Annotated in this window: 24 protein-coding genes and 1 tRNA gene; 15 read left to right on the top strand and 10 right to left on the bottom strand. The window is 62.7% G+C overall.

All coding sequences use genetic code 11. From position 1 onward, the window contains the following. The first annotated feature begins 109 nt into the window (after positions 1-109). The 3 genes from GE253_RS13375 to recR all read left to right on the top strand — a co-directional run bounded on the left by GE253_RS13375 (position 110) and on the right by recR (position 3,159). Complete coding sequence (locus GE253_RS13375; protein WP_348770848.1) at positions 110-2,014, top strand: DNA polymerase III subunit gamma/tau; 1,905 nt, start codon at positions 110-112, stop codon at positions 2,012-2,014. Positions 2,015-2,017: 3 nt separating this feature from the next. Continuing rightward, positions 2,018-2,341, top strand: a complete 324-nt coding sequence (locus GE253_RS13370) for a YbaB/EbfC family nucleoid-associated protein (protein WP_153204614.1) — start codon at positions 2,018-2,020, stop codon at positions 2,339-2,341. A gap of 224 nt (positions 2,342-2,565) precedes the next feature. Beyond that, positions 2,566-3,159 carry a recombination mediator RecR gene (gene recR, locus GE253_RS13365; protein ID WP_153204613.1) on the top strand — a complete coding sequence of 198 codons (594 nt, stop codon included), beginning with the start codon at positions 2,566-2,568 and terminating at the stop codon, positions 3,157-3,159. On the opposite strand, the gene GE253_RS13360 is transcribed toward recR, so the two are convergent. Continuing rightward, a complete protein-coding gene (locus tag GE253_RS13360; protein WP_173012629.1) occupies positions 3,156-3,746 on the bottom strand; it encodes a PAS domain-containing protein in 591 nt (196 codons plus the stop codon). The genes recR and GE253_RS13360 overlap by 4 nt on opposite strands. A gap of 153 nt (positions 3,747-3,899) precedes the next feature. Between GE253_RS13360 and GE253_RS13355 the strand changes: the two genes are divergently transcribed. Next, positions 3,900-4,565: a phosphatase PAP2 family protein gene (locus tag GE253_RS13355; RefSeq protein WP_153204611.1), complete on the top strand. Its 666-nt coding sequence runs from the start codon at positions 3,900-3,902 to the stop codon at positions 4,563-4,565. A gap of 77 nt (positions 4,566-4,642) precedes the next feature. Further along, positions 4,643-5,020, top strand: coding sequence for a tetratricopeptide repeat protein (locus tag GE253_RS13350; protein ID WP_173012628.1), 378 nt, complete (start codon positions 4,643-4,645; stop codon positions 5,018-5,020). Positions 5,021-5,058: 38 nt separating this feature from the next. Here GE253_RS13350 and GE253_RS13345 read toward each other — a convergent pair whose 3' ends face one another. Beyond that, positions 5,059-5,280: a (2Fe-2S)-binding protein gene (locus tag GE253_RS13345; protein WP_153204609.1), complete on the bottom strand. Its 222-nt coding sequence runs from the start codon at positions 5,278-5,280 to the stop codon at positions 5,059-5,061. A gap of 323 nt (positions 5,281-5,603) precedes the next feature. Between GE253_RS13345 and GE253_RS26680 the strand changes: the two genes are divergently transcribed. Together GE253_RS26680 and GE253_RS13335 are read left to right on the top strand one after the other, a co-directional pair. After that, positions 5,604-7,157 carry a cache domain-containing protein gene (locus tag GE253_RS26680; RefSeq protein ID WP_348770853.1) on the top strand — a complete coding sequence of 518 codons (1,554 nt, stop codon included), beginning with the start codon at positions 5,604-5,606 and terminating at the stop codon, positions 7,155-7,157. Between the two features lie 199 nt (positions 7,158-7,356). Next, entirely contained in the window at positions 7,357-8,403 is a 1,047-nt protein-coding gene (locus GE253_RS13335) for a DUF475 domain-containing protein (RefSeq protein ID WP_153204608.1), read from the top strand. A gap of 145 nt (positions 8,404-8,548) precedes the next feature. On the opposite strand, the gene GE253_RS13330 is transcribed toward GE253_RS13335, so the two are convergent. From GE253_RS13330 to GE253_RS13320, 3 genes are all read right to left on the bottom strand, one after another. After that, a tRNA-Thr gene (locus tag GE253_RS13330) sits at positions 8,549-8,623 on the bottom strand. 113 nt (positions 8,624-8,736) lie between these two features. After that, a complete protein-coding gene (gene hrpB, locus GE253_RS13325) occupies positions 8,737-11,250 on the bottom strand; it encodes an ATP-dependent helicase HrpB (RefSeq protein ID WP_153204607.1) in 2,514 nt (837 codons plus the stop codon). Between the two features lie 26 nt (positions 11,251-11,276). Beyond that, complete coding sequence (locus tag GE253_RS13320) at positions 11,277-11,645, bottom strand: response regulator (protein WP_153204606.1); 369 nt, start codon at positions 11,643-11,645, stop codon at positions 11,277-11,279. Between the two features lie 203 nt (positions 11,646-11,848). Here GE253_RS13320 and GE253_RS13315 point away from each other — a divergent pair, with 203 nt between their 5' ends. Further along, positions 11,849-12,583, top strand: a complete 735-nt coding sequence (locus tag GE253_RS13315) for a phosphatidylserine decarboxylase (protein WP_282183219.1) — start codon at positions 11,849-11,851, stop codon at positions 12,581-12,583. Beyond that, the gene (pssA, locus tag GE253_RS13310; RefSeq protein WP_153204604.1) at positions 12,583-13,455 is read left to right on the top strand and encodes a CDP-diacylglycerol--serine O-phosphatidyltransferase; all 873 of its coding nucleotides are present in this window, start codon (positions 12,583-12,585) and stop codon (positions 13,453-13,455) included. The genes GE253_RS13315 and pssA overlap by 1 nt, the downstream gene beginning before the upstream one ends. A 65-nt stretch (positions 13,456-13,520) precedes the next feature. On the opposite strand, the gene GE253_RS13305 is transcribed toward pssA, so the two are convergent. From GE253_RS13305 to GE253_RS13290, 4 genes are all read right to left on the bottom strand, one after another. Continuing rightward, positions 13,521-13,970, bottom strand: coding sequence for a hypothetical protein (locus GE253_RS13305; RefSeq protein WP_153204603.1), 450 nt, complete (start codon positions 13,968-13,970; stop codon positions 13,521-13,523). Between the two features lie 13 nt (positions 13,971-13,983). Then, the gene (locus tag GE253_RS13300) at positions 13,984-14,751 is read right to left on the bottom strand and encodes an ABC transporter permease (protein ID WP_247878642.1); all 768 of its coding nucleotides are present in this window, start codon (positions 14,749-14,751) and stop codon (positions 13,984-13,986) included. A 226-nt stretch (positions 14,752-14,977) separates the two neighbouring features. Next, positions 14,978-15,526 (bottom strand): PadR family transcriptional regulator, encoded by a 549-nt coding sequence (locus GE253_RS13295; RefSeq protein ID WP_247878641.1) that lies wholly within the window; start codon positions 15,524-15,526, stop codon positions 14,978-14,980. A gap of 204 nt (positions 15,527-15,730) precedes the next feature. Then, positions 15,731-16,048, bottom strand: a complete 318-nt coding sequence (locus GE253_RS13290) for a hypothetical protein (protein WP_153204601.1) — start codon at positions 16,046-16,048, stop codon at positions 15,731-15,733. Between the two features lie 272 nt (positions 16,049-16,320). On the opposite strand from GE253_RS13290, the gene GE253_RS13285 reads away from it, so the two are divergent. From GE253_RS13285 to GE253_RS13265, 5 genes are all read left to right on the top strand, one after another. Next, positions 16,321-16,992: a response regulator gene (locus GE253_RS13285; protein WP_153204600.1), complete on the top strand. Its 672-nt coding sequence runs from the start codon at positions 16,321-16,323 to the stop codon at positions 16,990-16,992. An 11-nt stretch (positions 16,993-17,003) separates the two neighbouring features. After that, positions 17,004-17,534: a hypothetical protein gene (locus tag GE253_RS13280; protein ID WP_153204599.1), complete on the top strand. Its 531-nt coding sequence runs from the start codon at positions 17,004-17,006 to the stop codon at positions 17,532-17,534. Between the two features lie 182 nt (positions 17,535-17,716). Further along, positions 17,717-18,199, top strand: coding sequence for a MarR family winged helix-turn-helix transcriptional regulator (locus tag GE253_RS13275; RefSeq protein ID WP_247878640.1), 483 nt, complete (start codon positions 17,717-17,719; stop codon positions 18,197-18,199). A gap of 12 nt (positions 18,200-18,211) precedes the next feature. Beyond that, positions 18,212-18,415, top strand: coding sequence for a hypothetical protein (locus GE253_RS13270; RefSeq protein WP_153204598.1), 204 nt, complete (start codon positions 18,212-18,214; stop codon positions 18,413-18,415). 321 nt (positions 18,416-18,736) lie between these two features. Continuing rightward, positions 18,737-20,437, top strand: coding sequence for a methyl-accepting chemotaxis protein (locus GE253_RS13265; protein ID WP_173012627.1), 1,701 nt, complete (start codon positions 18,737-18,739; stop codon positions 20,435-20,437). 12 nt (positions 20,438-20,449) lie between these two features. On the opposite strand, the gene GE253_RS13260 is transcribed toward GE253_RS13265, so the two are convergent. Then, complete coding sequence (locus GE253_RS13260; protein ID WP_153204596.1) at positions 20,450-21,043, bottom strand: TetR/AcrR family transcriptional regulator; 594 nt, start codon at positions 21,041-21,043, stop codon at positions 20,450-20,452. 158 nt (positions 21,044-21,201) lie between these two features. On the opposite strand from GE253_RS13260, the gene GE253_RS13255 reads away from it, so the two are divergent. Then, positions 21,202-22,389, top strand: coding sequence for an isovaleryl-CoA dehydrogenase (locus GE253_RS13255; protein WP_282183218.1), 1,188 nt, complete (start codon positions 21,202-21,204; stop codon positions 22,387-22,389). The last annotated feature ends 225 nt before the right edge of the window (positions 22,390-22,614 follow it).

Raw genomic sequence — 22,614 nt, 5'->3', positions numbered from 1 at the left:
GCGAATGTTGCCGTTTGCTGTATCGCGCAATTGCCCATGGCGTCCGGCCCTGGGGGGCACTACATTGAAGCCCGATGCTTTCCCAAGCCCGTTGCCGAAGATCAGGCCTGTGACCGACGAGACGACATCGACCAGCCCCGCCGCCGGTGCTGCCTATCGCGTGCTGGCGCGCAAGTACCGGCCGCAGAATTTTGACGAGCTGGTGGGCCAGGATGCGCTGGTGCGCACGTTGCGCAATGCCATCCAGTCCGGCCGCATCCATCAGGCCTATATGCTGACGGGTGTGCGCGGCGTGGGCAAGACGACGACGGCCCGAATCATCGCCCGCGCGCTGAACTGCATTGGCCCCGACGGGACCGGCGGGCCGACCATCAGCCCCTGCGGCGTCTGTGAGATGTGTGTCTCCATCGCCGCCGATCGCAATGTCGATGTGATCGAGATGGACGCCGCGTCCAATACCGGCGTCGATAATGTGCGCGAGATCATTGAGGGGGTGCGCTATGCCCCCTCTTCGGCGCGTTACAAGCTCTACATCATCGACGAAGTGCACATGCTGTCGAAAAGCGCCTTCAACGCCCTGTTGAAGACGCTGGAAGAGCCCCCGCCGCATGTGAAATTCGTCTTCGCCACCACGGAAATCCGCAAGGTGCCGGTGACGGTGCTGTCGCGCTGCCAGCGATTCGACCTGCGCCGGGTGGATCATGGCACGCTTGTCGGCCATTTCAACCGCATCGCCGACAAGGAACAGGTGCCGGTGGAGGCGGATGCCATCGCCCAGATCGCGCGCGCCGCCGACGGCTCGGTGCGCGATGGCCTGTCGCTGCTGGATCAGGCCATTGCGCTGGGTGGCGGGTCGGTGACACTGGCCCAGGTGCGCGACATGCTGGGTCTGGCCGACCGTACCCGCGTGCTGGACCTGTTTGAAGCGACGATGACGGGCAAACCGGCTGAGGCGCTGGATATCCTGGAAGATATGCACAAGCGCGGTGCCGACCCCATTGTTGTCACCCAGGATTTGCTCGACCTGACCCATTTCCTGACCCGCGCCCGCGTGGTGGCGGGCACCGCCGACGATCCCTCCATCCCGGAGGAGGAGCGCACGCGTGGTGTGGCCCTGGCTGGCCGGCTGGGAATGCCGGCCCTGGCGCGGGCCTGGCAGATTCTGTTGAAGGGGCTGGGTGAAATCCAACATGCGCCGGTGCCGATGCAGGCGCTGGAAATGGTGCTGATCCGCCTGTCCTATACCGCCGACCTGCCCACACCCGGCGATCTGATCAAGAAGATCAACGAGGCGGGCGGGGCAGAGGCGGCAGCCCGCGCCTTGCATGGCGCGGGTGGGGGCGGCCAGGGTGGTGGTGCCACGGCCCTGGGTGGTGGTCTGGTGATGGCGGCAGCCCCGGCGGGTGGCGCCCCGATGGCCGTGGTGAATGGCGGTGGCCGGGCCATGGCGGCCCTGGCCCAGCCGGCCCCGGCGCTGGCCCCGGTTCCCCAGCCGGCGGCCCTGGTGCTGGATGATCCGCATAGCTTCCGGGAGGTGGCCGACCTGTTCCTGGCCAAGCGGGAAGGGGTGCTAGCCGGCACGCTGCGTGCCGCCGTGCATCTGGTGAAGTTCGAACCGGGGATGATTGAGCTGCGCTTGCAGTCTTCCGTGCCGCAGAATCTGCCGGGCCGGGTGGGCCAGCTGCTGACGGAATGGACCGGGCGGCGCTGGGTCGTCTCTGTTTCCGGTTCGGCCGGTGAGCCGACACTGGCTGAGCAGGAAAAGGCCGAAGAACTGCGTGTGCGGGCCGAGGCGGCGGAACATCCGCTGGTCAAGGCCATCCTGGAGGCCTTTCCCGGCGCGAAGATCGACACGATCCGCGACCTCTCCGCCGTCACCATGGCCCCGCTCCCGCTGGCTCTGCCCGATATTCCCGAAGCGCTGGACGCTTTTGGGGGTGACGAGATGCCCGACAACCCTTATTTCGATGCCCCACCGCCCATGGACGAGGGCGATTATGAAGGAGACTTCTGAGCCATGAAAAATATCGGCCAGATGATGAAGCAGGCCCAGCAGATGCAGGCCAAGATGCAGGAAATGCAGGCCAAGCTGGCCGAGCATGAGGCGACCGGCGTTTCCGGGGCCGGCATGGTCCAGGTCACGCTGAACGGTAAGGGCGACCTGCGCGGCATCAAGATCGACAAATCGGTCGTCGATCCGGAAGATGTCGAGGTGCTGGAAGACCTGATCACCGCCGCCTTCAACGATGCCAAGGCGAAGGTCGAGGCCTATATGTCGGAACAGACAAACGCCATGATGGGCGGGCTGAAGCTGCCCCCCGGCTTCAAGATGCCGTTCTGATCTGTCCTTTTGATCCCACGATAACGCCCCGGCCCGTCCGGGGCGTTATTGTAATCCCAACGGTCATCATTCATGACCGTTGGGACGGCAGCGACTGCTGCCGCGCCGCTCGTGCGGCGTAGCCAAGCCAGCGGATGCTGGCGCAGGCGATTGAGGGGTATAAGGGCAGCCGGGCTGTTGCTAAACACTGGAACAATTGCTGAACATCGGCTAGGCTCCGCCGCATGATTGGACCTGAAATCGACCGCCTGATCCAGTTGCTCGCCAAGCTGCCCGGCCTGGGGCCGCGTTCGGCGCGCCGTGTCGCCCTGCATCTGATCAAGCGGCGGGATGGCTTGATGGCACCGCTGGGGGCCGCCCTGGCGGAGGCGGCGGCCAATATCCGCAGCTGTTCGGTCTGTGGCAACCTGGATAGCCGCGACCCCTGCCATATCTGCACCGATACCAGCCGCGACCCCGCCTTGCTGTGCGTGGTGGAAGAGGTGGGCGACCTCTGGGCGCTGGAACGCACGGGGGCCTTCCGGGGCCGTTACCATGTGCTGGGCGGCACGCTGTCGGCGCTGGAAGGGGTGGGGCCGGACGATCTGGCCATCCCCGGCCTGCTGGAACGGGCGTCACGCCCGGAGGTGCGGGAGGTGATTCTGGCCTTGAACGCCACGGTGGGCGGGCAGACGACGGCGCATTACCTGTCCGACCGGCTGGCGCATTGCGGCGTAGCCCTGTCCCGGCTGGCCCATGGCGTGCCGGTGGGCGGGGAACTGGATTATCTGGATGATGGCACGCTGACGGCGGCGCTGCGCTCGCGCCGCAGCCTTTAAACAGACCGGTCGGCCGGCTGCGGCTCCAGAATCATCAGGATGATCTGACCATCGGGATCATGCGGGTTCTGCCGCAGGCCGGGCGGCGGGTCGCAGAAATGCACCGCGCCCATGATCTGATCAACCGGCCCGCCGGCCTGTTTGCGCATGGGCAGCAGCAGGCGCCGGAAATAACGCCACTCTTTGCCTTCCGCTACCAGAAAGCCGCTATAGATCAATGGCTTGCCTTCTTCCAACACGGTATTAAAGATGGCGTTGCGCCGGGGAGCCGATTCTGGCTTCACCATGTCATCAAGGTAACGGCCTTCCATGGCATGGCCGAACACTTCCCGCAGGCGCGATCCTGCCAGCCGGCAACGAAACCGCTCCCCCTCCCGCTCATAGATGAACATGCTGGGCAGCAGGGGGCGGGGCAGGTTCACCGGGTCCATCAGCCGGCGGTCGGGAACCTGCCTGCCGGCATCGACCCAGGCGTGACGCCAGATGGTCAGCAGCCTGCGCAGCTCGGGGAAATCGGCCAGCGGTTCGCTGGCCGTGGGCACGGTGCTGATCCTCTCCCTGATCCAGCTTTTCAGCGCCAATGCCATTGAAACGTTCCGCCCTCTCCGCATCTATGCAGATGATTTTCGATCGGGAGCCGTTAGGTGAAAGGCCCCGATCCTGGTTATTTTTTCAACAATGGACGGATGCGACCGGACCGACAATAGCGGATCAACCGGCCTATCCGCCGGGTTATACCGTTGGTTCAGATCGCTGAAGCAGGAGAGATGATGCAGGCAGAGAGACGGTTGCTGATGCTGGTGGCGGCGCTCTGCCTGACCGGTCTTTTCATGGTGGGTTTAGCCGGTGATCATGTCGAAGGGATGATGCTGACCGTGTGGCGCGATGCAACCGATCCCGCACTCTATCGCCTGCCGCGCTGGCTGTTGATCTATGTTGAGGATCTGACGGCCATGGGGGGCCTGCCGGTCACCCTCAGTGTTGCCCTGCTGGCGGCCATTCTGCTGCGTCTGCTGGATCGGCCGGTCGACGCGGCCCTGATGCTGGTCAGTGCCGGGGGCGGGCTGCTGCTGGGGATGGGGTTGAAGCTGGCCTTCGTGCGCCCCCGGCCCGATCTGGTTCCCCATGCGGTGGAGGTCTTGACCTCCAGCTTCCCCAGCAGCCATGCCACCATGTCGACCGTCACCTATCTCAGTCTGGCCCTGATCGTGGCCGACCGGGTGAGCCGGCCCGCCGTAAAGACCTATGTGCTGGCGCTGGGTTGCGGCCTGCCGCTGGCCATCGGCATCAGCCGGGTGGTGCTGGGGGTGCATTGGCCCAGCGATGTGCTGGGCGGCTGGGCCTTTGGGACGGCCTGGGTGCTGCTGTGCCGTTCTGTCGCTTTCCGCTTTCAGCCCGCGCATTGAGCTTGCCGACCGATCCGTTCCGCGCGACTCTGCCGGCAATGGCAGTTAGGGAGGGGATGATGCGGGCAAACAGGCTTATGGCGACAGGAATGCTGGGCCTGCTGTTGCTGGGCGGCTGTTCTCTGCCGCGTATGCCGATCATGCCCTGGCGCGACCTGAACCGGGAACGCGCGGAGGCTGCACTGGCCGCGCATGATTATGTCATGGCTCAGCGATTTTATGAGGAGCGGGTGCGCGACGAACCCCAGGACATGCTGGCCCGTTACCGGTTGGCGGAAATCTATGAGAAGGTCGGCCGACCCCAGGATGCGGAGCGCCAGTATCGGGTAATTTATGGGGAGGGGGTGACCGATCCGCTGCCCCTGCCCGGCGGGATGGAGGGGGAGCCGATGGGGCAGGCGGCCTGGAAACAGATCAACCGCATCCGGGCGGGTGTGCCGGCCCCGGCCCCCTGATCACTCAACCAAAACTTTAAATTTGCTGGCTAAGCCACTCATTCCGCTGCGATGGCGGGGGCCATGTCATGGCCATGGGCGTGATCATTGCAGGCGCTGGGGCGGGCGGCCCCCACCATGTCGCGGATCATGCTGACGCAGCGGCCGCATTGCGGGGTCTTGCCGCAGGCCTTGAAAACTGACGCGACGCTGGACGCCCCATTTTCCACGGTGCGGCGCACAGACTTGCAGTTGATGGCGTTGCAGACACAGACGTACATGCCATTCCCCGGCCTTTTGCCGCCATCGTCCGGCGGCCCTGGTTAGATACTGCAAATCACTCTCACCGGCAATCTGAAAATTTCTGAGGACATCAGGACAGCCTTAGCGCAAGGGAGGTTTTTGAATTTCGCCTGATTCAAAGTCGGGAAATTATGGAATTACCCTATTTATGGCATTTGAGAGGGTTATAATGTTACATAACACGCCCATCACCCGCAAAATCTTGATACTTGTTATTGTTGCAATAATATTTCCACTGGGAATGATCGCCTATGATTTGTTGAATATTCGTTCAACTATGTATGGGGAGCGTTAGCATTCTATCCGTAATGTTGTTGAGGTTGCTGTCAGTATTGCTGATTTCTATAACAAGGAGTCGGTTGCGGGACGCTTGTCACAGGAAGATGCCCAGGCCCGGGCAAAGGATGCCATTCGGGCTTTGCGTTTCGCCAAAGGTGATTATTTCTTCATCTATAATGTCAATGGCATCACGGAGGTGCACGGCACCCGACGGGAACTGGAGGGCAAACAGCGTATCGACGAAAAGGATGTGGATGGCTTCGCCTTTCTGCGGGACCAGATCTCCAAGGCCCAGGCAGGCGGTGGCTATACCACCTATCGCTTCACCAAGCCCGGCGGCGGTGACGCTGCTTTCGAGAAGATTTCCTATAACGCCCCCTTCACTGCCTGGAACTGGGTGATCGCGTCGGGCGTCTATGTTGATGATATTGAAAGCGCCTTCCGGGAGGAACTCTATCAGGCGGCGGCTGTGCTGGTTGTTGTGGTCGTGCTGCTGCTGGCGGCCTCACTCTATATCGGCCGGGCCGTCAGTGGCCCGATCACCGGCCTGTCGAGCGTGATGCGGCGTCTGGCCTCTGGCGATCTGGCGGCCCCGGTCACGGGAACAGAACGCCGGGATGAGATGGGGGACATGGCGCGGGCCGTGCAGGTGTTCAAGGAAAACAGCCTGGCTGTGGAAAGCCTGCGCCAGGAGAATGAACAGGCCGCCGCCCGCGCCGCACAGGAGCGGCGGCGGGCCATGCTGGCGCTTGCCGATGGCTTCGAGAGTGAGATCAAGGGGATTGTCGATGGTGTGGTGGCCGAGGCGACCCAGTTGCGCGCCACGTCCGACGCGCTGAGCAGCGTGGCCACGCAATCGACCCGCCAGTCGACGGGCGCTCTGCGCGCTGCCAACGAGGCCGGCAGCGGCATCCAGATTGTTGCCGCTGCCGCAGAAGAACTCTCCGCCTCCATTAAGGAAATTGGGGTGGAGGTGACGCGTTCTGCCGAGATGAGCGGCCGCGCCGTGGATGAGACACAGCGTGCCAATGAAATGGTGCGCAGCCTGTCCAGTGCGGCGGCCAAGATTGGTGATGTGGTCAATCTGATCAATGCCATTGCCAGCCAGACCAACCTGCTGGCGTTGAACGCCACGATTGAGGCGGCGCGGGCGGGTGAAGCGGGCAAGGGCTTTGCCGTGGTGGCTGGGGAGGTGAAGAACCTCGCTGGCCAGACAGCCCGCGCCACCGATGAGATCGGAGCCCAGATCAGCACCATCCAGGGTGCTACCGGTTCGGTGGTCAGCGCGATTGAGAAGATCAGCGACACCATTGTCGCCATCAATCAGGCCTCCACCGCCATCGCTTCGGCGGTGGAGGAGCAGGGGGCGGCCACGCGGGAAATTGCCCGCAATGTGCAGCAGGCAGCCAATGGTGCCCAAGGCGTGATCGAAAACGTCAATGGCGTGCAGCAACTGGCCGGGGAGACGGACCGCAATGCCAGCCAGGTGCAGACCGCCGCCGCCGGGCTGCTGGACCAATCCCAGGCCCTGACGATGGAGATGGACCGCTTCATCGGCGGTATCCGCGCCGGTTGATCGGGGCAGGGGTGCCCCGTTTGCGCCGGTGCCAGGAAGGCACCGTTGCGTAAGCGGGGCTTGCCATTGGCGGGCTTGTCACGGACAAGCATGGGGCACCTCGCCGCAGACCGTGTGGTGGGGATGTGCCGAAACGGGGCCATTCACTCTGGTTCGGCCATTCAAAACAGCCCCGGTTCCGATGAGAGCAGCCCCCGCCATGACGCAAAAATCGACGCTCAGCTACTTCAACTGGTCCTTCCTGTTCACGGTAGTGGGTCTGCTGGCGGGTGCCTTTCTGGGCTACAATGCCACGGGCACCCTGGCCGGTGCGATGGGCACGGCCTTCATTGTTTGTGTGCTCTGCGTGCTGGAAATTTCGCTATCCTTCGATAATGCGGTGGTGAATGCCACCATTTTGAAGGACATGGATGCCAAATGGCGCCGGCGCTTTCTGACGTGGGGCATTCTGATTGCCGTTTTCGGGATGCGGATCATCTTCCCGCTGCTGATTGTCGCCATCGCCGCCCAACTGGGACCGATTGAGGCGGTGACGCTGGCGGTGGAGGAGCCCGACCGCTATGCCCAGATCCTGACCGATGCGCATGTCGGCATCGCCGCGTTCGGCGGTACCTTCCTGTTCATGGTCGGCTTGAAATTCTTCTTCGACAAGGAGAAGGATACCCATTGGGTGGCCTTTATTGAACGCCGCCTGGCTAAGGCGGCCAACATCGAATCCATCGAAATTGTCCTGGTGTTGCTGGCGCTCTATGGCGTCAGTACGTTCCTGGGCGAGGATGCGCGGGAGTTCCTGGTGGCCGGCATCCTGGGGATGGTGGCCTTTGTCGCGGTGAAAGGGGTCGCCGGCTATATGGAAGCCAGCCAGGAGACGATGGACGGGGTCTATAAATCCGGTGCCGCCTCCTTCCTCTATCTGGAACTGCTGGATGCCTCCTTCTCCTTCGACGGGGTGATTGGCGCCTTTGCCCTTTCCAACAACCTGTTCGTCATCGCCATTGGTTTGGGGGTGGGTGCCTTCTATGTGCGTTCCATGACCATCATGCTGGTGGATAAGGGCACGCTGGCCGAATATCGCTATCTGGAACATGGTGCCTTCTGGGCCATCCTGGCCCTGGCCATCATCATGTATGCCCAGACCCTGACCCATATTCCAGAAGTGCTGACCGGCCTGATCGGTGCCACCTTCATCGGCCTGTCCTTCTGGTCCTCGGTGCGCCACAACAAGGCGGAAGCGCTGGAGCATTGAAGGGCGCCGGCACATCGGGGCTGATTCCATTGAAACCCCCGCAGCCGGCACCGGCTGCGGGGGTTTTCTTTTGGCACGTGTGGACAGGCCCGAAAACGTAAAAGGCCCGCTGCCTTGTCAGCAGCGGGCCCTAAACTGGCGCGCGTGGTGCCCCGAGTCGGATTTGAACCAACGGCCTACCGCTTACGAAGCGGTTGCTCTACCGCTGAGCTATCGGGGCGCCGTCGCGGTGGCCGTGCTTCTAGCAAAGGGACGGGGGGCTGGCAACAAGGAAAATGACGAAGCCGAATAAATTTTTTCCAAATCCTTGGTTTTCCGGGTTTTTCACGCCCGTCAGGTGCCCCGCCGCTTGGCGCGGGCCGTCGGTTCGGCTTCCAGCGGGTCGTCTGGCCAGTAATGGCGCGGATAGCGCCCGGCCAGATCCTTCTTCACCTCGCGGTAGGAGCCTTTCCAGAACCCGGCCAGATCGCGCGTCACCTGCACGGGCCGGTGGGCTGGCGACAGCAGGTGCAGCAGCACCGGCACCCGCCCACCGCCCAGGCGCGGCGTTTCGGCCAGCCCGAACAGTTCCTGCAGCCGCACGGCCAGAACTGGCTCCTCGCCGGTATAATCAATGGGGATGCGGTTGCCGGTGGGGACGGTCAGATGGGTGGGCGCTTCGGCATTCAGGGCCTGCTGGCTGTTCCAGTCCAGCAGGCCGGTCAAGGCGGCGTGCAGATCGATGCGGTCCAGGTGGCTGCGCCGCATCACCCCGGCCAGATAGGGGGCCAGCCAATCCTCCAGCGTGGCCAGCAGGGCGGTGTCGGACATGTCGGGCCAGCGTTCTGGCGCGGCGCGATGCAGGAAGGCGACGCGGGTGCGCCAGCTTTCCAGCTCCTTGCTCCAAGGCAGGCAGGCCAGCCCCATTTCCCGGATGCCCTGCAACAGGGCCGGCATCACGGCCTCCGCCGGCGGGTTCTGCAGCAGTTCTTCCTTCAGGGAAAGGGCGAACAGGCGACGACGACGGCGGGCCTTCACCGCCTGTTCGCGGCCATCCCATTCCACCAGGGTTTCCGCTACGATGTCGCCGGCGAAGGCTTCCTCCAACTCCGCCTGGGTCACCGGGGCCGCCAGGAAGACGCGGGCATCGCGGCCCTGGCCATCCAGATCGGCCACGGCCAGCCAGTCACGGCTGGCCAGCGCGTCGGTCGGGTCCAGCGCTGCCCCACGGCCGCCGGAAAGCCGGTACTGGCCGGGGCTGCCGGGGCGGCGCTGGGCGATACGGTCGGGATAGGCCAGGGCCAGCAGCAGGCCGGCCCCATCATGATCCATGTCCCCCGGCGGCCCGCCGACCTGCCGTTCCAACTGGCGGGCCGAATCCAGGGCCTGATGCAGGGCGCCGCGATCCACCTCGCCCCCGCGCCCGCGTTCGGCCAGATGGTCCAGACGGGTGCGCAGGTCGGCATCGCGCATCCCGCTGCCGCCGCGCAGAATGTCCCGCTCCCCGATCAGGGCCGCGACGCGGCAGGCTAGCCGCGTCCGCCCCAGTTCCCGCCCGCGCAGTACCAGATGGGCCAGGCGCGGATGCAGCCCCAGCCCGGCCATCGCTTGCCCATGCCGGGTGATTCGGTTTCCATCGTCCAGGGCACCCAACTGGCGCAGCAACTCCCGCGCCTGCGACAGGGAAGGGGCGGGCGGTTGGTCCAGCCAGGCCAGTTCGGCGGCATCATGGATGCCCCATTGCGCCAGTTCCAGCGCCAGCGGGGCCAGATCGGCCCGCGCAATCTCCGGCGGGGTGAAGGCGGCCAGGGCGCGGTCGGCGGCTTCTGACCACAGGCGATAACAGATGCCGGGCGCGGTACGCCCGGCGCGGCCCCGCCGCTGATCGGCAGAGGCGCGGGAGGAACGCACGGTTTCCAGCCGGCCCATGCCGCTGCGCGGATCGAACCGGGCCAGCCGCGACAGGCCGCTGTCGATCACCACCCGCACCCCTTCGATGGTCAGGCTGGTCTCGGCGATGGAGGTTGCCAGCACCACCTTGCGCTTGCCATCCGGGGCGGGGCGGATGGCGGCATCCTGGGCTTCCAGCGACAGGTCGCCATAAAGCGGGGTCAGCATCACGTCGGCCGGCAGGCGGCCTTCGCCCAGCAACCGCTCCACCCGGCGGATTTCCCCGCTGCCGGGTAGGAAGACCAGCAGGCTGCCCATCTCTTCGGCCAGTGCGCGGCGGATGGTGCGGGCGGTGGCATCTTCCATCCGCTCCCCGCCATTGGGCTCTGCCCAGCGGGTTTCCACCGGATGGGCGCGGCCTTCGGAGGTGATCAGTGGTGCACCCCCCAACAGCCCTGCCACCGGCCCGCCATCCAGCGTGGCCGACATCACCAGCAGACGCAGATTGTCGCGCAGCAGTGCCTGGCTTTGCAGACAGAAGGCCAGGGCCAGATCGGCATCCAGGCTGCGTTCATGGAATTCGTCGAACAGCACGGCGGCCACCCCGTCCAGCGAGGCGTCGGATTGGAGCTGGCGCAGGAAGATGCCTTCGGTCACCACCTCAATCCGGGTGCGGGCGGAAACGCGGCTATCCAGGCGGACGCGGTAACCAACCGTGCCGCCCACCTCCTCCCCCAGCATGGCGGCCATGCGGCGGGCAGCACCCCGGGCGGCCAGCCGGCGGGGTTCCAGCATGATGATGCGGCCATCGCCGCGCCAGGGCTGGTCCAGCAGGGCCAGCGGCACGCGGGTGGTTTTACCGGCACCGGGCGGGGCCTGCAGCGTGGCATTGGGGCCATTGCTGAGCGCGGCCAGCAAGGCCGGCAGCGCCTCGTCAATCGGCAGGGGCGGGAAGAGGGGGAGCGGTTGCGTCGACATGCCCCCATTTAGCTCAAAGCACGGCTTCAAACCAGCCGCTGCAACTGTTGCAGCAGGTCGGCGGGGCGATAGGGTTTGGCGATGAAGCCCAGCGGGCGCGCGGCTTCCATCCGTTCCCGCACGGCGGGGGCGTCCACCGCACTCATGAACAGGCAGGGGATATCCAGGCGCTGGCGGATTTCCAGCGCGGCGGCAATGCCATCTTCTCCGCCCCGCAGCATCACATCCATCAATACCAGATCGGGCCGGTGGGTGATGGCGGCGGCCACCGCCTCTACCGCCGTGGCGCAGGTGCCGCAGACAATATGGCCAGCATCCTCCACGATGGCGCAGAGGCCGAGCGCGATCAGCGATTCATCTTCGCAAATCAGGATTCGCAGTGGGGACGCGGCCATCGGGGAACCATCAGGTGAGGGGCATCAGGGAACAACCAGGGGGTTGTTCCCATTGATAATGGACCAAGCCGTCTTAAGCGACAGTCCAACTTGGGTCTGACACCCCTTGATTAGGCCCTTGGCGATAGTAAGGGGCCATCTGCCGCCATCGCACCGGTGCCCTTCGTCGAATTGGCTTAATTTCCATTGGCCGACTGTCTAGTATGGCTTTTCGTTTCAATCACCAGCGGGTAGCCGCTTCGCCAATGTCTGCGCTGAAAACCGTCATCGTTCCGATCAACAAGGCCGGCTGGCCGTTCATCGCCCTGTTCGCCATCGTGTCGGCGCTGCTGTTCACCTGGTCCACGGCGTTGGGCTGGATCGGTCTGGTGCTGACCGCCTGGTGCGTCTATTTCTTCCGCGATCCCGATCGTGTGACGCCCACCCGCCCCGGCTTGGTGGTCAGCCCGGCCGATGGCCGTGTCATCATGATCACCAAGGCATCGCCGCCGCCCGAGCTGGGCATGGGCGATGTAAAGCTGACCCGCATCTCCATCTTCCTGAACGTGTTCGACGTGCATGTGAACCGTGTGCCGACCGACGGCACGGTGCATAGCGCCGAATATCATCCGGGCAAGTTCCTCAACGCTTCCTTCGACAAGGCCAGCGACGAGAACGAGCGCATGTCCATCCGCATGACCCTGCCCGACGGGCGGGAAATGGCGTTTGTGCAGATCGCCGGTCTGGTGGCACGCCGTATCCTGTGGTGGGTGGCCCCTGGCCAGCCGGTGCGGGCGGGCGAACGTTATGGCCTGATCCGTTTCGGCAGCCGTTGCGATGTCTATCTGCCCGATGAGGTCGCTCCGCTGGTGGTGATCGGCCAGAAGATGATCGCCGGTGAGACCGTGCTGGCCGATCTGGTCGGTACTGAACCGCAACGCGGGGGCGAGGTTCGCTGATGGGGGGGGTGCCGCCGCGTCCCGCTCCCCGCCTGCGTCAGAAGCGGCTGCGGCCGCCCCGGCTGCGCGGTCTGCCCATCAACCGGCTGCTGCCCAACATGCTGACGATGCTCAATCTGGCATCGGGCATGACGGGTATCCGCTTTGCCATGGAAGGCAAGTGGAAGGAGGCCGTGCTGGCCATTGCCGTTGGCGCCCTGTTCGACCTGTTGGATGGGCATATTGCCCGCATGTTGAACGCGCAGAGCAAGTTCGGTGAGGAGCTGGACAGCCTGTCCGACGTGGTCAGCTTCGGCGTGGCCCCGGCAATGATCCTTTACCTTTGGGCGCTGGCTGATGCCCGCACCTTTGGCTGGATGGCGGCCCTGGTGATGGGCGTCTGCGCGGCTTTGCGGCTGGCGCGGTTCAACACCATGCTGGGGGCGGCGGCGGAAAAGCCGCCCTTTGCCTATAATTACTTTACGGGTGTGCCGGCACCGGCTGGGGCCTTTCTGGCCCTGCTGCCGCTGATCGCCACGCTGGAAGTGGGGGAGGGCTGGTTCGACAGCCCTATCCTGGTGGTGCCCTGGACGGTTGGCGTGGCGGGCCTGATGATCAGCGCCATTCCCACCTTCTCCCTGAAGGGTTTGCGCATCCCGCAGCGCTATGTGGTATTTTTGCTGCTGGGTGTCGGCATGACAGCCGCCGCCATGGTCAGCGCGCCCTGGGCCACGCTGACGGCGGTGGGTCTGGCCTATCTGGCCAGCATCCCGTTTTCCGCCAAGCGCTATCGCACCCTGGCCATGGAAGCTGCCCGCCTGAAGGGGGAACCAGGGGAGGGCGAAACGGCGTCTCCAGCGGCTTCTGCTGGGAAGGAAGAGCCGGCGGCTTGACCGCGCGGTGGGCGGCGGTCTCGCCTGATCGGCGGCCGCCGCAACCCAGCCTCTCCCTTCGTCATTCACATTTTAAACGTGACTGCCCAGATGATGATCGCCAGCACACCGAACAGGAAGGCGGCGACATATGTCTTGTAAGGCACCGGCACCTTCTCTCCCGGGCCGGGGGGCTGGCCCTTGGTGCGGCTTGCGGCCGGCTGAGGGGAAGCCGAGGGCGGCTTGCGGCCGGGTTTCGGCGGTTTCTGTCCCCGTTCGCGGCCAGCCACCACGGTGGGGCGCGGCCGCGCCCCCTTGTTTGGGTCATGCAGCTCAATCAGATGCCAGTCGAAATCGGCCAGCGCCTCATCGCCGGTGAAATCCACCTGGATCAGGCGGACGGGTGTTTTTCCGTGTAATTCTACCGCCGTGCGGAACTCTGCCTGTCCCTGGCGCAGATCATCCACCAGGGACAGGGTCTCCCATTTCGCCCCTTTGGGCTTCTGTATCGCATATTTGCGCAAGCCGCTGGCCAAAGCCCTTCTCTCCCTACTCCCCGGTTTGCAACAGGGCGCCGCGCTGGCGCGCATTGCCGAACGCCCGCAGGAAGTATAGGGCGGCAAGCCCCAGATAGAGAAGGTTAAGCAGCACGGCGCCAAGCAGATGCCCCCAGGCAAGCCCTGTACCATTCAGGATGGCCCGCATCCCTTCGAAGACATGGGCGGTGGGCAGGGCCAGGGCGACCGGTTGCAACCAGTGGGGCAGGGCCGCCACCGGGTAATAGACGGCGGAAAAGGGTGCCAGAACGAAGACAGCCATCCAGGCCAGCATTTCCGCCCCCAGCCCGTGGCGGAGAATAATCCCTGAAGTGAGCAGCCCGAGGGCGACGCCCAGCGTCATCAGGTTGGCGAAAAACCCCGCCAGCGGCAGGCCCAGGGACAAGAGATTATAGTCAAACAGCAGGGCCGCGATCAGCACCGGCGGGGCCAGCCCGATCAACACCCGGATCAGACCCATCACCACCAGCGACACCACCCATTCCCAGGGCCGCAGCGGGCTGACGAACAGGTTGCCCAGGTTGCGGCTCCACAGTTCTTCCAGAAAGGTAATGCTCATGCCGATCTGGGTGCGCACCAGCACTTCCCACAGCAGCACGGCGGCAATTAGTACTGACACGGTGCCGGCAACCCAGCCGGCCTGCCCCCGCAGAAACTGCGACATGAAGCCCCAGATCAGCAGCTGCACCGTCGGCCAATAACAGAGTTCCAGCAGACGCGGCCAGGATCGGCGGATCAGGTACCAGTTGCGCAACACCATCGCCCGGATGCGCCGCGCCGATGCCGCCACCGGTGAAGAGTGGGGGGCAGCCGAACGGGGTGCTGGTGCGGGGCTGGGCTGAGGCTGCATGGGAGATGTCAGTTAACCCAGCCCACCGCCACAGGGCAAGGGCTGCTTAGGTTTCGTTGGGGCAAAAACAAAACGGCATCCGGGGTGGTGCCGGATGCCGTGTGGCCAGCCCTGGCCGACCTGTGATTGACCTGGATTATTCAGCCACCTGATTTTCCATCAGGGCGGCGGCCACCAGTTCATGCCGGTGATCTTCCAGATAGGAGGCAACGGCGCGATAGATCGCCAGACCCATACCTTCCACAAAGCTTTCACCCGGCGTGCGGGCGACCTGATTTTCCTGCGCCTCCATCGTCGCAATCAGGCGGCGATAGTCAGAGATGCGGTCGCTGATGATCCGGTCCAGATGACGCGGCGGCAGAAGATGGCCGAAGGTCAGGATGAACATCAGGTCTGACCGCAGCTTGTCCGGTGCCGGCGCGCGCGTCAGCGCCTGATAGAGCGCATGACGGCCGGCCGGCGTGATGCGGTACAGCTTCTTGTCCGGGCGTCCGTCACCGCTATGCGGCAGCATAACAATATGACCATCTTCGGTCAGACGACGCAGCGCCGGATAGATGGAGCCGAATCCGGCATCACTGAAATGGCTGAGCGGCCCCTCCTCGAACTCCTTGCGGATCTCGTAACCAGAGGCGTCACCCCGGCTGAGAACACCGAGGCAGAGCGTTTTAACATCAATCATCATGGACCCTTCCAAAACTGGCGCCACGATAGTCAACCGACATAAGTAGTCAAGATATATAGCGTTTCGATATATAACGACCCGTTAAATCTGAACAATAATGGCCGCCTGCGTACAGCAGATCTCAGCTAATGCCCGGATTTTAGGCGGAAAAATAGTTAATGGTTGTTAATATTTTTCGAATTCGGTCAATAAGATAGGGGTTCGTTACGGCAGAGTCGCAAGCACCCGCCCCAGCCGGCGCAAGGTGGAGCGGATGGCTGCATCCTGTGTCGGGGTGACATGGGCATCGGTGCGCAGAATGATCTGGGGTGCAGCGGTCATCAGCCGGTCGGTTCGAAACGGCCCCAGCCTAGCATCCAGATACATGGTCAATCCCATCAACATGCCCAGGTCGATATCGTCTGCTTCCGTGGCAGAGCGTTGCAGGCTCTGTTGCAGCTCATTGCACAGGCCGTGCATGATCAGGGCAGTACGCTCAATCACGCCTTCCTCGGTTGCGGGTTTACCCCCTGTCTGCGCCATCTCTGTCACTCCAGCGTCATATTTATCGCTGAGTCGTAACGTCTGGAGCGTAACCAACCCGTTAATCTCAGGGGTTCCAGATACCTGTCTTTCCGGATAGCCTGTTAATGCGATTTAAATGAACGCGGTGGAAACCATGATTTTAATAAAATAGTATGGTGCTATGCTTTTGCATGTTGTGTCTGGGCTTGCCTTTTTCTTAACAATCATTAAGCCTGAGCGAGGCCGATGTCGGCTTCCCACCTGTTTCGGTTGAAGGCCGGTTCCTATCCATGGCCAGCAGCGGCAAATATTATCGGTTTGACGGTCTGTCCATCCTGGTGGTGGATGATAACCGTTTTGTCCGCTCCATCATGATGACGGTGTTCAAGGGCTTGGGCGTCGGCAAGATGATCCAGGCCGAAAACGGCGAAGAGGCGATGGCCGTGCTGGAGGTGTCGGCCCAGATGGACGGTGCTGGCAAGGATATCGATATCGTCTTTGCCGATCACCTGATGGAGCCGAAGGACGGGATTGAACTGCTGCGCTGGGTCCGCGCCCATGAAAGCGACAAGATCCGTTTCCTGCCTTTTGTGATGATGAGCGGCGATGCCGATGAAGCCGCCGTACGCCTGGCCCGCGACAGCGGGGTGACGGAATATCTGGCCAAGCCGATGTCGGTGATGAATGTTGCCAGCCGGCTGCTGGCCATCATCGACAAGCCGCGTGCCTTCGTCCGTGCGCCCAATTATTTCGGCCCCGATCGCCGGCGCCAGACTCTGCCCTATGATGGGGAAGAAAAACGCCGCCTGGGCCCCGAAGATGTGCGTGTTGTCGAAGATGGCGCCCACATGGTTATCGACAGCCAGAATGGAATCGGCGAAAGTCCGAAGAAGAGCGAGCCCCCATCCGGGGCAGCATTGGAAGAAAGCGATGAAATTGCCCAGCAGCGGATGCAGGCATGAATGGCGGGGCCATGAACGATAACGTCAAGCCCGGCGCTGCAAAACCCACGGTGGAGATCATCCAGCGTCCCAACAAGCTGCGCGAAAAGGTGGGCGGCTCCGCCGATGGCAAACCCGGCCGGATTGATCCCGCCGCGATCATGCGGGCAAACAGCTATGTGGCCCGTCTGGCGGATGCGCATGAGGCGCAGACGAAACTGGATTTGAGCGATCTGCACGCAGCCTATCGCCGGGCCCTGGATGATGTGGAGAACCGCGCCACCCATCTGCGGCGCATCGTCAAAATCAGTGATGGAATTCTGACTCTGGGAAAAACCTTCGGTTATGATTTGCTGTCAGATTTCGCCCATGCATTGAACAGCTTCCTGATTCCTCTGCCGGAACCCACGCCGGCCCAAATGCAGGTGGTGGGTCTTCATATCGATGCGATGCATGTGCTGGTGCGTGACAATATCAAGGGCGATGGTGGGGCGATTGGCCAGGCGTTGAACGGCTCACTCTCCGTTGCACGGGCCAAGCTGGGGGCACGGCGAAACGCCTGACCGGCTTTTTGCCCGAATTTTTTCCAATTTGTATGGATGCCTTCCCCTTGTGATATTATTCAGGCATTAACCTCGGGTTAGTGTCGTGCTATGCAGTTCACATACCGGCGCTGCCGGGCGGTGGATAATGGGCGTCTGGCTGACGCCTTTCATTTGACGTGTTCTGCGGGCGGTCGAGTTCAATGGAGAAGGCATTGCACCAGCCTTATTATGACAGCATCCTGCTCATTGAGCGGCTGCATCGCCATTTCCTGGAAGTGCTGAAGGTCGAGTTGGATCGGCTGAGCGTGCAGGATATCAACAATGTTCAGAGCCTCATCCTTTATAATATCGGCGATGATGAACTGACAGTGGGTGAGCTGACTGCCCGTGGTTATTATCTGGGCTCCAACGTGTCGTATAACGTCAAGAAGATGCACGAGAACGGCTATTTGACGCAGGAGCGCTCTGCGCATGATCGCCGCTCTGTCCGTGTCCGCCTGTCGGAAAAAGGCTTGGCGTTGCGTGACCGGGTGTCGGAACTGTTTGCCCGGCAGGTGGAAATGCTGGACCGCAGCGGCATGTCGCCTGATGAGTTGTCCCGCTGCAACGAGACCATGCGCAAGCTGGAGCGCTTCTGGACCAATTCACTCTCTTATGGCGCCTATAGCGCGTCCGATCTCTGACGAGGTGCTGGAATGGTCGGCCGCGATAAGCCGCTGACGGAAGGTGATATATTGATCGAATTCCAGCAGGTGGGCTCGATCATCCGCGTCAGTGCCATTGATCCCCGCACCAATCGGGAAGTGGTGATCCAGGGCCCGGCCAGCGCAGGCCGGGCCGCACTGGCTCGTAATGCGCTTGCCAAGCTGAACTATGTGCTGCGTAAGGCAGCAGAATAATCCAAACCATATTGCCGCCCCTTGTATTTTTGGCGGGGCGGCGTCATTGTGATTGAGCTGCCGAGGCCGTTACCCCTTCACGGGGTTCCCGCAATGCGGCCTTTTCTTCACCGCCCATCTTCACCATTGGATTTGCTGGGAAAAAGTTCAGTAAACACCCTGTTTGCCCTTTTGACATTGAGCTGGATCAATACATTGAGTTAATTGTGATTTATTTATAAAATTAACACATCGTTAATAATTTCATCCCCAAATACCCCAAGGAAGTAGTTTTACCTTAGGGCTGGATTTCCCGGGGGGGTATAAATGATCTCGCTTATCATGAAAAGCATCACTACCGCGCGTATCGGGCGACGTTTGGGGATGATCGTGGCTGTGTCGATCCTGGGCCTGATCGCGCATACCGTCTTCAATACGGAAATGTTGCATCACCAACTGGTGCAGCAGCACAAGCAACAGGCGCAGATGGCGGTGGAAGGCGCGCTTGCGGTTGCTCGCCATTACGCCGATCAGGAAAAACAGGGTATCCTAAGCCGCGCTGAGGCACAGGGTGCCTCGCTGGATGCCATGGGCGCCATGCGCTATGGTGGTGAATATATCTGGGTGAATGACGACAAGGCGCTTGTTCTCATGCATCCGACCTCGCCGGAAGTCGTCGGAACCTCGCAATGGGACAATCAGGATTCGGGGGGAACCTATCTGTTCCGCGAATTCATTAAGGTAGCCGCCGGGCCTGACAAGAAAGGCTTCGTCCTTTACAAATGGCCGCGCGGTGGCACGGAGGCTTTTGACAAGGTGGCCTTTGTGCAGCAATTGCCGGAATGGGGCTGGATCATCGGATCGGCCATCTATATTGACGATATTGAGAAGCAATATCATAAGGCGATGCTGTCGGAATTGAGCATCGTTTTGCTGATTGGCGTGATCGTTTTTCTGCTGTCGCTTGCCATCAGCCGCACCCTCAGCCGCCCCCTGCATGAGTTGACACTGGTTATGCGCCGTCTGGCCGGGGGTGATCTGGATGTGCGGGTGCCGGATGCCAGCGCCCAGAACGAGTTGGGTGAGATGGCCGCCGCCGTGACAGTGTTCCGCGACAATGCGTTGACAGCCCGCGCCCTGGAAGCGGAAAAGGCCAAGGAAGAGGCATTCCGCCAGCGGCGCCAGGAAGCGCTGGAACGACTGATGGCCCAGTTCAAGGCTCGCGTCTCTGACCGGCTGAGTACCGTCGCCTCGGCTGCTGCCCAGTTGGAGGCGACCTCGGGGGGGCTACGCGACCAGGCCCGCGAAACTGGGGAACGGTCGGAAATGGTGGCGGACGGGGCGCATATCGCCCGCGACAATGTCGGCACCGTTGCCGCGGCGACAGAGGAGCTGACGGCGTCCAGCTCCGAAATCGGCCGGCAGGTGGAAATCACCTCCAGCATTACGGGGCAGGCGGTGGAAAAGGCGCATCAGGCCCGCAGCACCGTAGCCGAGTTGGCCCAGGTGGTGGAAAGCGTGCAGGGTGTGGTGGGGCTGATCGCCGACATTGCCGCCCAGACCAACCTGCTGGCACTGAATGCCACCATCGAGGCGGCGCGGGCAGGGGAGGCCGGCAAGGGCTTTGCCGTGGTGGCATCGGAAGTGAAAAGCCTTGCCAACCAGACGGCCAAGGCCACCGACGATATTGCCGACCAGGCCCGTGCCGTGCAGGGTGCCGCCGGTGATGCCGGCACCATGATGGCGGAGATTGCCGATATCATCGACCGGATCGGTCAGAATTCCGGCACCATCGCCAGCGCGGTCACCCAGCAGGCCGCTGCCACGGCAGAGATCAGCCGCAATGTGCATGAAGCCGCCCGCCGCACCTCGGAAGTGTCGGACAATATCGCCGTGGTGCGGGAGGGCACGCATTTCACCCTCAGCGCCTCCACCCAGTTGCATGGGGCGGCGGGTTCCCTGTCCGAACAGGCCGATCAGTTGCGTGACGAGGTGGCGAAGTTCCTGAACGATGTGGAACATGCGGGGGAACAGGCGGCCTGACGGCCCGGCTGTTCAGCGGGTGGCAATGCCGGACAGGATAAGGTCACGGTGCAGGGCCACCAACTGTTCGGCACTTTTGCGCCCCCCCGGTTGGTACCAGGTGCAGATACCGGTCAGCATGGAGAGGATGGCATAGGCGGTGATGGTCGGTTCATCCGCCCGTAAACTGCCATCCTCCCGCCCCCGGCGCAGGATATCGATCAGCAGCCCTTCATAGTCCCGCCGCAAACCCACAATGGCCGCATGGTTGGCGGGCTCCAGGCTGCGCAGTTCCGAATTGGCGATGAAAACCTGTTCGCGCCTTGTGATGTGATAGAGCACATGGAAGGTAATGAAACCTTCCAACTGTGCCTTGGGCGGCTGGTCGGGCGGGATGGCGGCCTTTGCCTCTGCCAGCAGCAACGTCATATGGTCATGCACCAGATCAAACAGGATATCCTGTTTGTTGCGCACGTGATTGTAGAGGGAACCGGGCTGGATGCCCACGGCAACGGCCAATTCCCGCAAGGTCAGCGCCTCATAACCCTTCTTGAAAATCAGCGTCAGGGCCGCCTTGCGGATGGCCTCCATGGTCCGGGGGCCGTGGCTGCCGGCGGTACGGGCCATGGGGTTGCTCCTGCGGTTTGTTCGGGTGGCTTTCATCGGCCGTCCGGGCTGGTCGCGTCAAGCCCCTGCAACGCATTGCCGACGGGTTGAGACCCGCGCGGATGCTGGTTGATTTAGCCATTAAAAAAACGTATGACCGTTTCTATAAGAAGCCATAAATGGAGGAAACGCCCATGCTGCGCAACAGCCTTGCCCCGTTCGATTTCGGCCTTGGCGAAACGGCGGATGCGCTGCGCGACGCCGTCTCCGCCTTCGCTGGGAATGAGATCGCACCGCGCGCGGCGGAGATCGACCGCACCGACCAGTTCCCCATGGATCTGTGGAAGAAGATGGGCGATCTGGGCGTGCTGGGCGTGACGGTGGAGGAGGAATATGGCGGGGCCGCCATGGGCTATGTGGAGCATATGGTGGCAATGGAGGAAATCTCCCGCGCCTCGGCCTCTGTCGGCCTGTCCTACGGCGCGCATTCCAACCTCTGCGTCAATCAGATCCGTTTGAATGGCAATGCGGACCAGAAGGCGCGCTATCTGCCCAAGCTGGTCAGCGGCGATTTCATCGGGGCGCTGGCGATGAGCGAGCCTGGGGCGGGATCAGACGTGGTATCCATGAAGCTGCGGGCCGACAAGCAGGGTGACCGCTATGTGCTGAACGGCACCAAGATGTGGATCACCAACGGCCCGGATGCCGATGTGTTGGTGGTCTATGCCAAGACCGACCCGGCGGCCGGGCCGAAGGGTATCACCGCCTTTCTGGTGGAAAAGAATTTCAAAGGTTTCTCCTGCGCGCAGAAGCTGGACAAGCTGGGGATGCGCGGCAGCCACACGGGCGAGCTGGTCTTCCAGGATTGCGAAATCCCGGAAGAAAATGTTCTGGGCCAAGTGAATGGTGGCGTGCGGGTGCTGATGTCCGGCCTGGATTATGAACGCGCCGTGCTGGCGGCGGGGCCGCTGGGCATCATGCAGGCGGCCTTGGATATTGTGGTGCCCTATATCCATGAACGCCAGCAGTTTGGCCAGCCGATCGGTGAGTTCCAGTTGATCCAGGGCAAGGTGGCGGACATGTATGTCGCGCTGAATTCCTGCCGCGCCTATGTCTATGCCGTGGGCCGGGCGGCGGATGCCAAGCGCATCACCCGCAAAGATGCTGCCGGTGCCATCCTGCTGGCGGCGGAAAAGGCCACCCAGGTGGCGCTGGATGCGATCCAGATTTTGGGTGGCAATGGCTATATCAATGATTACGCCACCGGTCGGCTGCTGCGTGACGCCAAGCTGTATGAGATCGGCGCCGGCACCAGCGAAATCCGCCGGATGCTGATCGGGCGGGAGTTGTTCCGCGAGACGGTTTGAGGGTGGCGGTTCCCACCTTTTCCACCGTCACCCCGGCGTAGGCCGGGGTCCAGTTCACAAGCGCTGTGCCCTACGATGCTGGACCCCGGCCTACGCCGGGGTGACGGTGGGAAAAAGGCAAGCGCGGTCATTGCGAGGCCCCCCATGCCCATCCTCCCCACCGCTATCGATCCGCGCAGCCCGGCCTTTGCGGAAAACACCGCGTCCATGCGCGCCCAGGTGGAT

Origin of the sequence: Niveispirillum sp. SYP-B3756 (assembly GCF_009495745.1) — a bacterium.
Taxonomy (GTDB): Bacteria; Pseudomonadota; Alphaproteobacteria; order Azospirillales; family Azospirillaceae; genus Niveispirillum.
The sequence above is the reverse complement of the archived record's forward strand: the minus strand, read 5'-3'. Positions and strand labels throughout refer to the sequence as shown.

Coding starts and splice junctions, on each gene's coding strand:
- GE253_RS13345 (WP_153204609.1), bottom strand. CDS start 5,280: ATGTACGTCTGTGTCTGCAACGCCATCAACTGCAAGTCTGTGCGCCGC.
- GE253_RS13270 (WP_153204598.1), top strand. CDS start 18,212: ATGGTCGGCCGCGATAAGCCGCTGACGGAAGGTGATATATTGATCGAA.
- GE253_RS13370 (WP_153204614.1), top strand. CDS start 2,018: ATGAAAAATATCGGCCAGATGATGAAGCAGGCCCAGCAGATGCAGGCC.
- pssA (WP_153204604.1), top strand. CDS start 12,583: ATGGGGGGGGTGCCGCCGCGTCCCGCTCCCCGCCTGCGTCAGAAGCGG.
- GE253_RS13320 (WP_153204606.1), bottom strand. CDS start 11,645: ATGGCCGCGTCCCCACTGCGAATCCTGATTTGCGAAGATGAATCGCTG.
- recR (WP_153204613.1), top strand. CDS start 2,566: ATGATTGGACCTGAAATCGACCGCCTGATCCAGTTGCTCGCCAAGCTG.
- GE253_RS13350 (WP_173012628.1), top strand. CDS start 4,643: ATGGCGACAGGAATGCTGGGCCTGCTGTTGCTGGGCGGCTGTTCTCTG.
- GE253_RS13300 (WP_247878642.1), bottom strand. CDS start 14,751: ATGGTGTTGCGCAACTGGTACCTGATCCGCCGATCCTGGCCGCGTCTG.
- GE253_RS13285 (WP_153204600.1), top strand. CDS start 16,321: ATGGCCAGCAGCGGCAAATATTATCGGTTTGACGGTCTGTCCATCCTG.
- GE253_RS13265 (WP_173012627.1), top strand. CDS start 18,737: ATGAAAAGCATCACTACCGCGCGTATCGGGCGACGTTTGGGGATGATC.
- GE253_RS13335 (WP_153204608.1), top strand. CDS start 7,357: ATGACGCAAAAATCGACGCTCAGCTACTTCAACTGGTCCTTCCTGTTC.
- GE253_RS13295 (WP_247878641.1), bottom strand. CDS start 15,526: ATGATGATTGATGTTAAAACGCTCTGCCTCGGTGTTCTCAGCCGGGGT.
- GE253_RS13260 (WP_153204596.1), bottom strand. CDS start 21,043: ATGGCCCGTACCGCCGGCAGCCACGGCCCCCGGACCATGGAGGCCATC.
- GE253_RS13275 (WP_247878640.1), top strand. CDS start 17,717: ATGGAGAAGGCATTGCACCAGCCTTATTATGACAGCATCCTGCTCATT.
- GE253_RS13290 (WP_153204601.1), bottom strand. CDS start 16,048: ATGGCGCAGACAGGGGGTAAACCCGCAACCGAGGAAGGCGTGATTGAG.
- GE253_RS13255 (WP_282183218.1), top strand. CDS start 21,202: ATGGAGGAAACGCCCATGCTGCGCAACAGCCTTGCCCCGTTCGATTTC.
- GE253_RS13280 (WP_153204599.1), top strand. CDS start 17,004: ATGAACGATAACGTCAAGCCCGGCGCTGCAAAACCCACGGTGGAGATC.
- GE253_RS13360 (WP_173012629.1), bottom strand. CDS start 3,746: ATGGCATTGGCGCTGAAAAGCTGGATCAGGGAGAGGATCAGCACCGTG.
- hrpB (WP_153204607.1), bottom strand. CDS start 11,250: ATGTCGACGCAACCGCTCCCCCTCTTCCCGCCCCTGCCGATTGACGAG.
- GE253_RS13315 (WP_282183219.1), top strand. CDS start 11,849: ATGGCTTTTCGTTTCAATCACCAGCGGGTAGCCGCTTCGCCAATGTCT.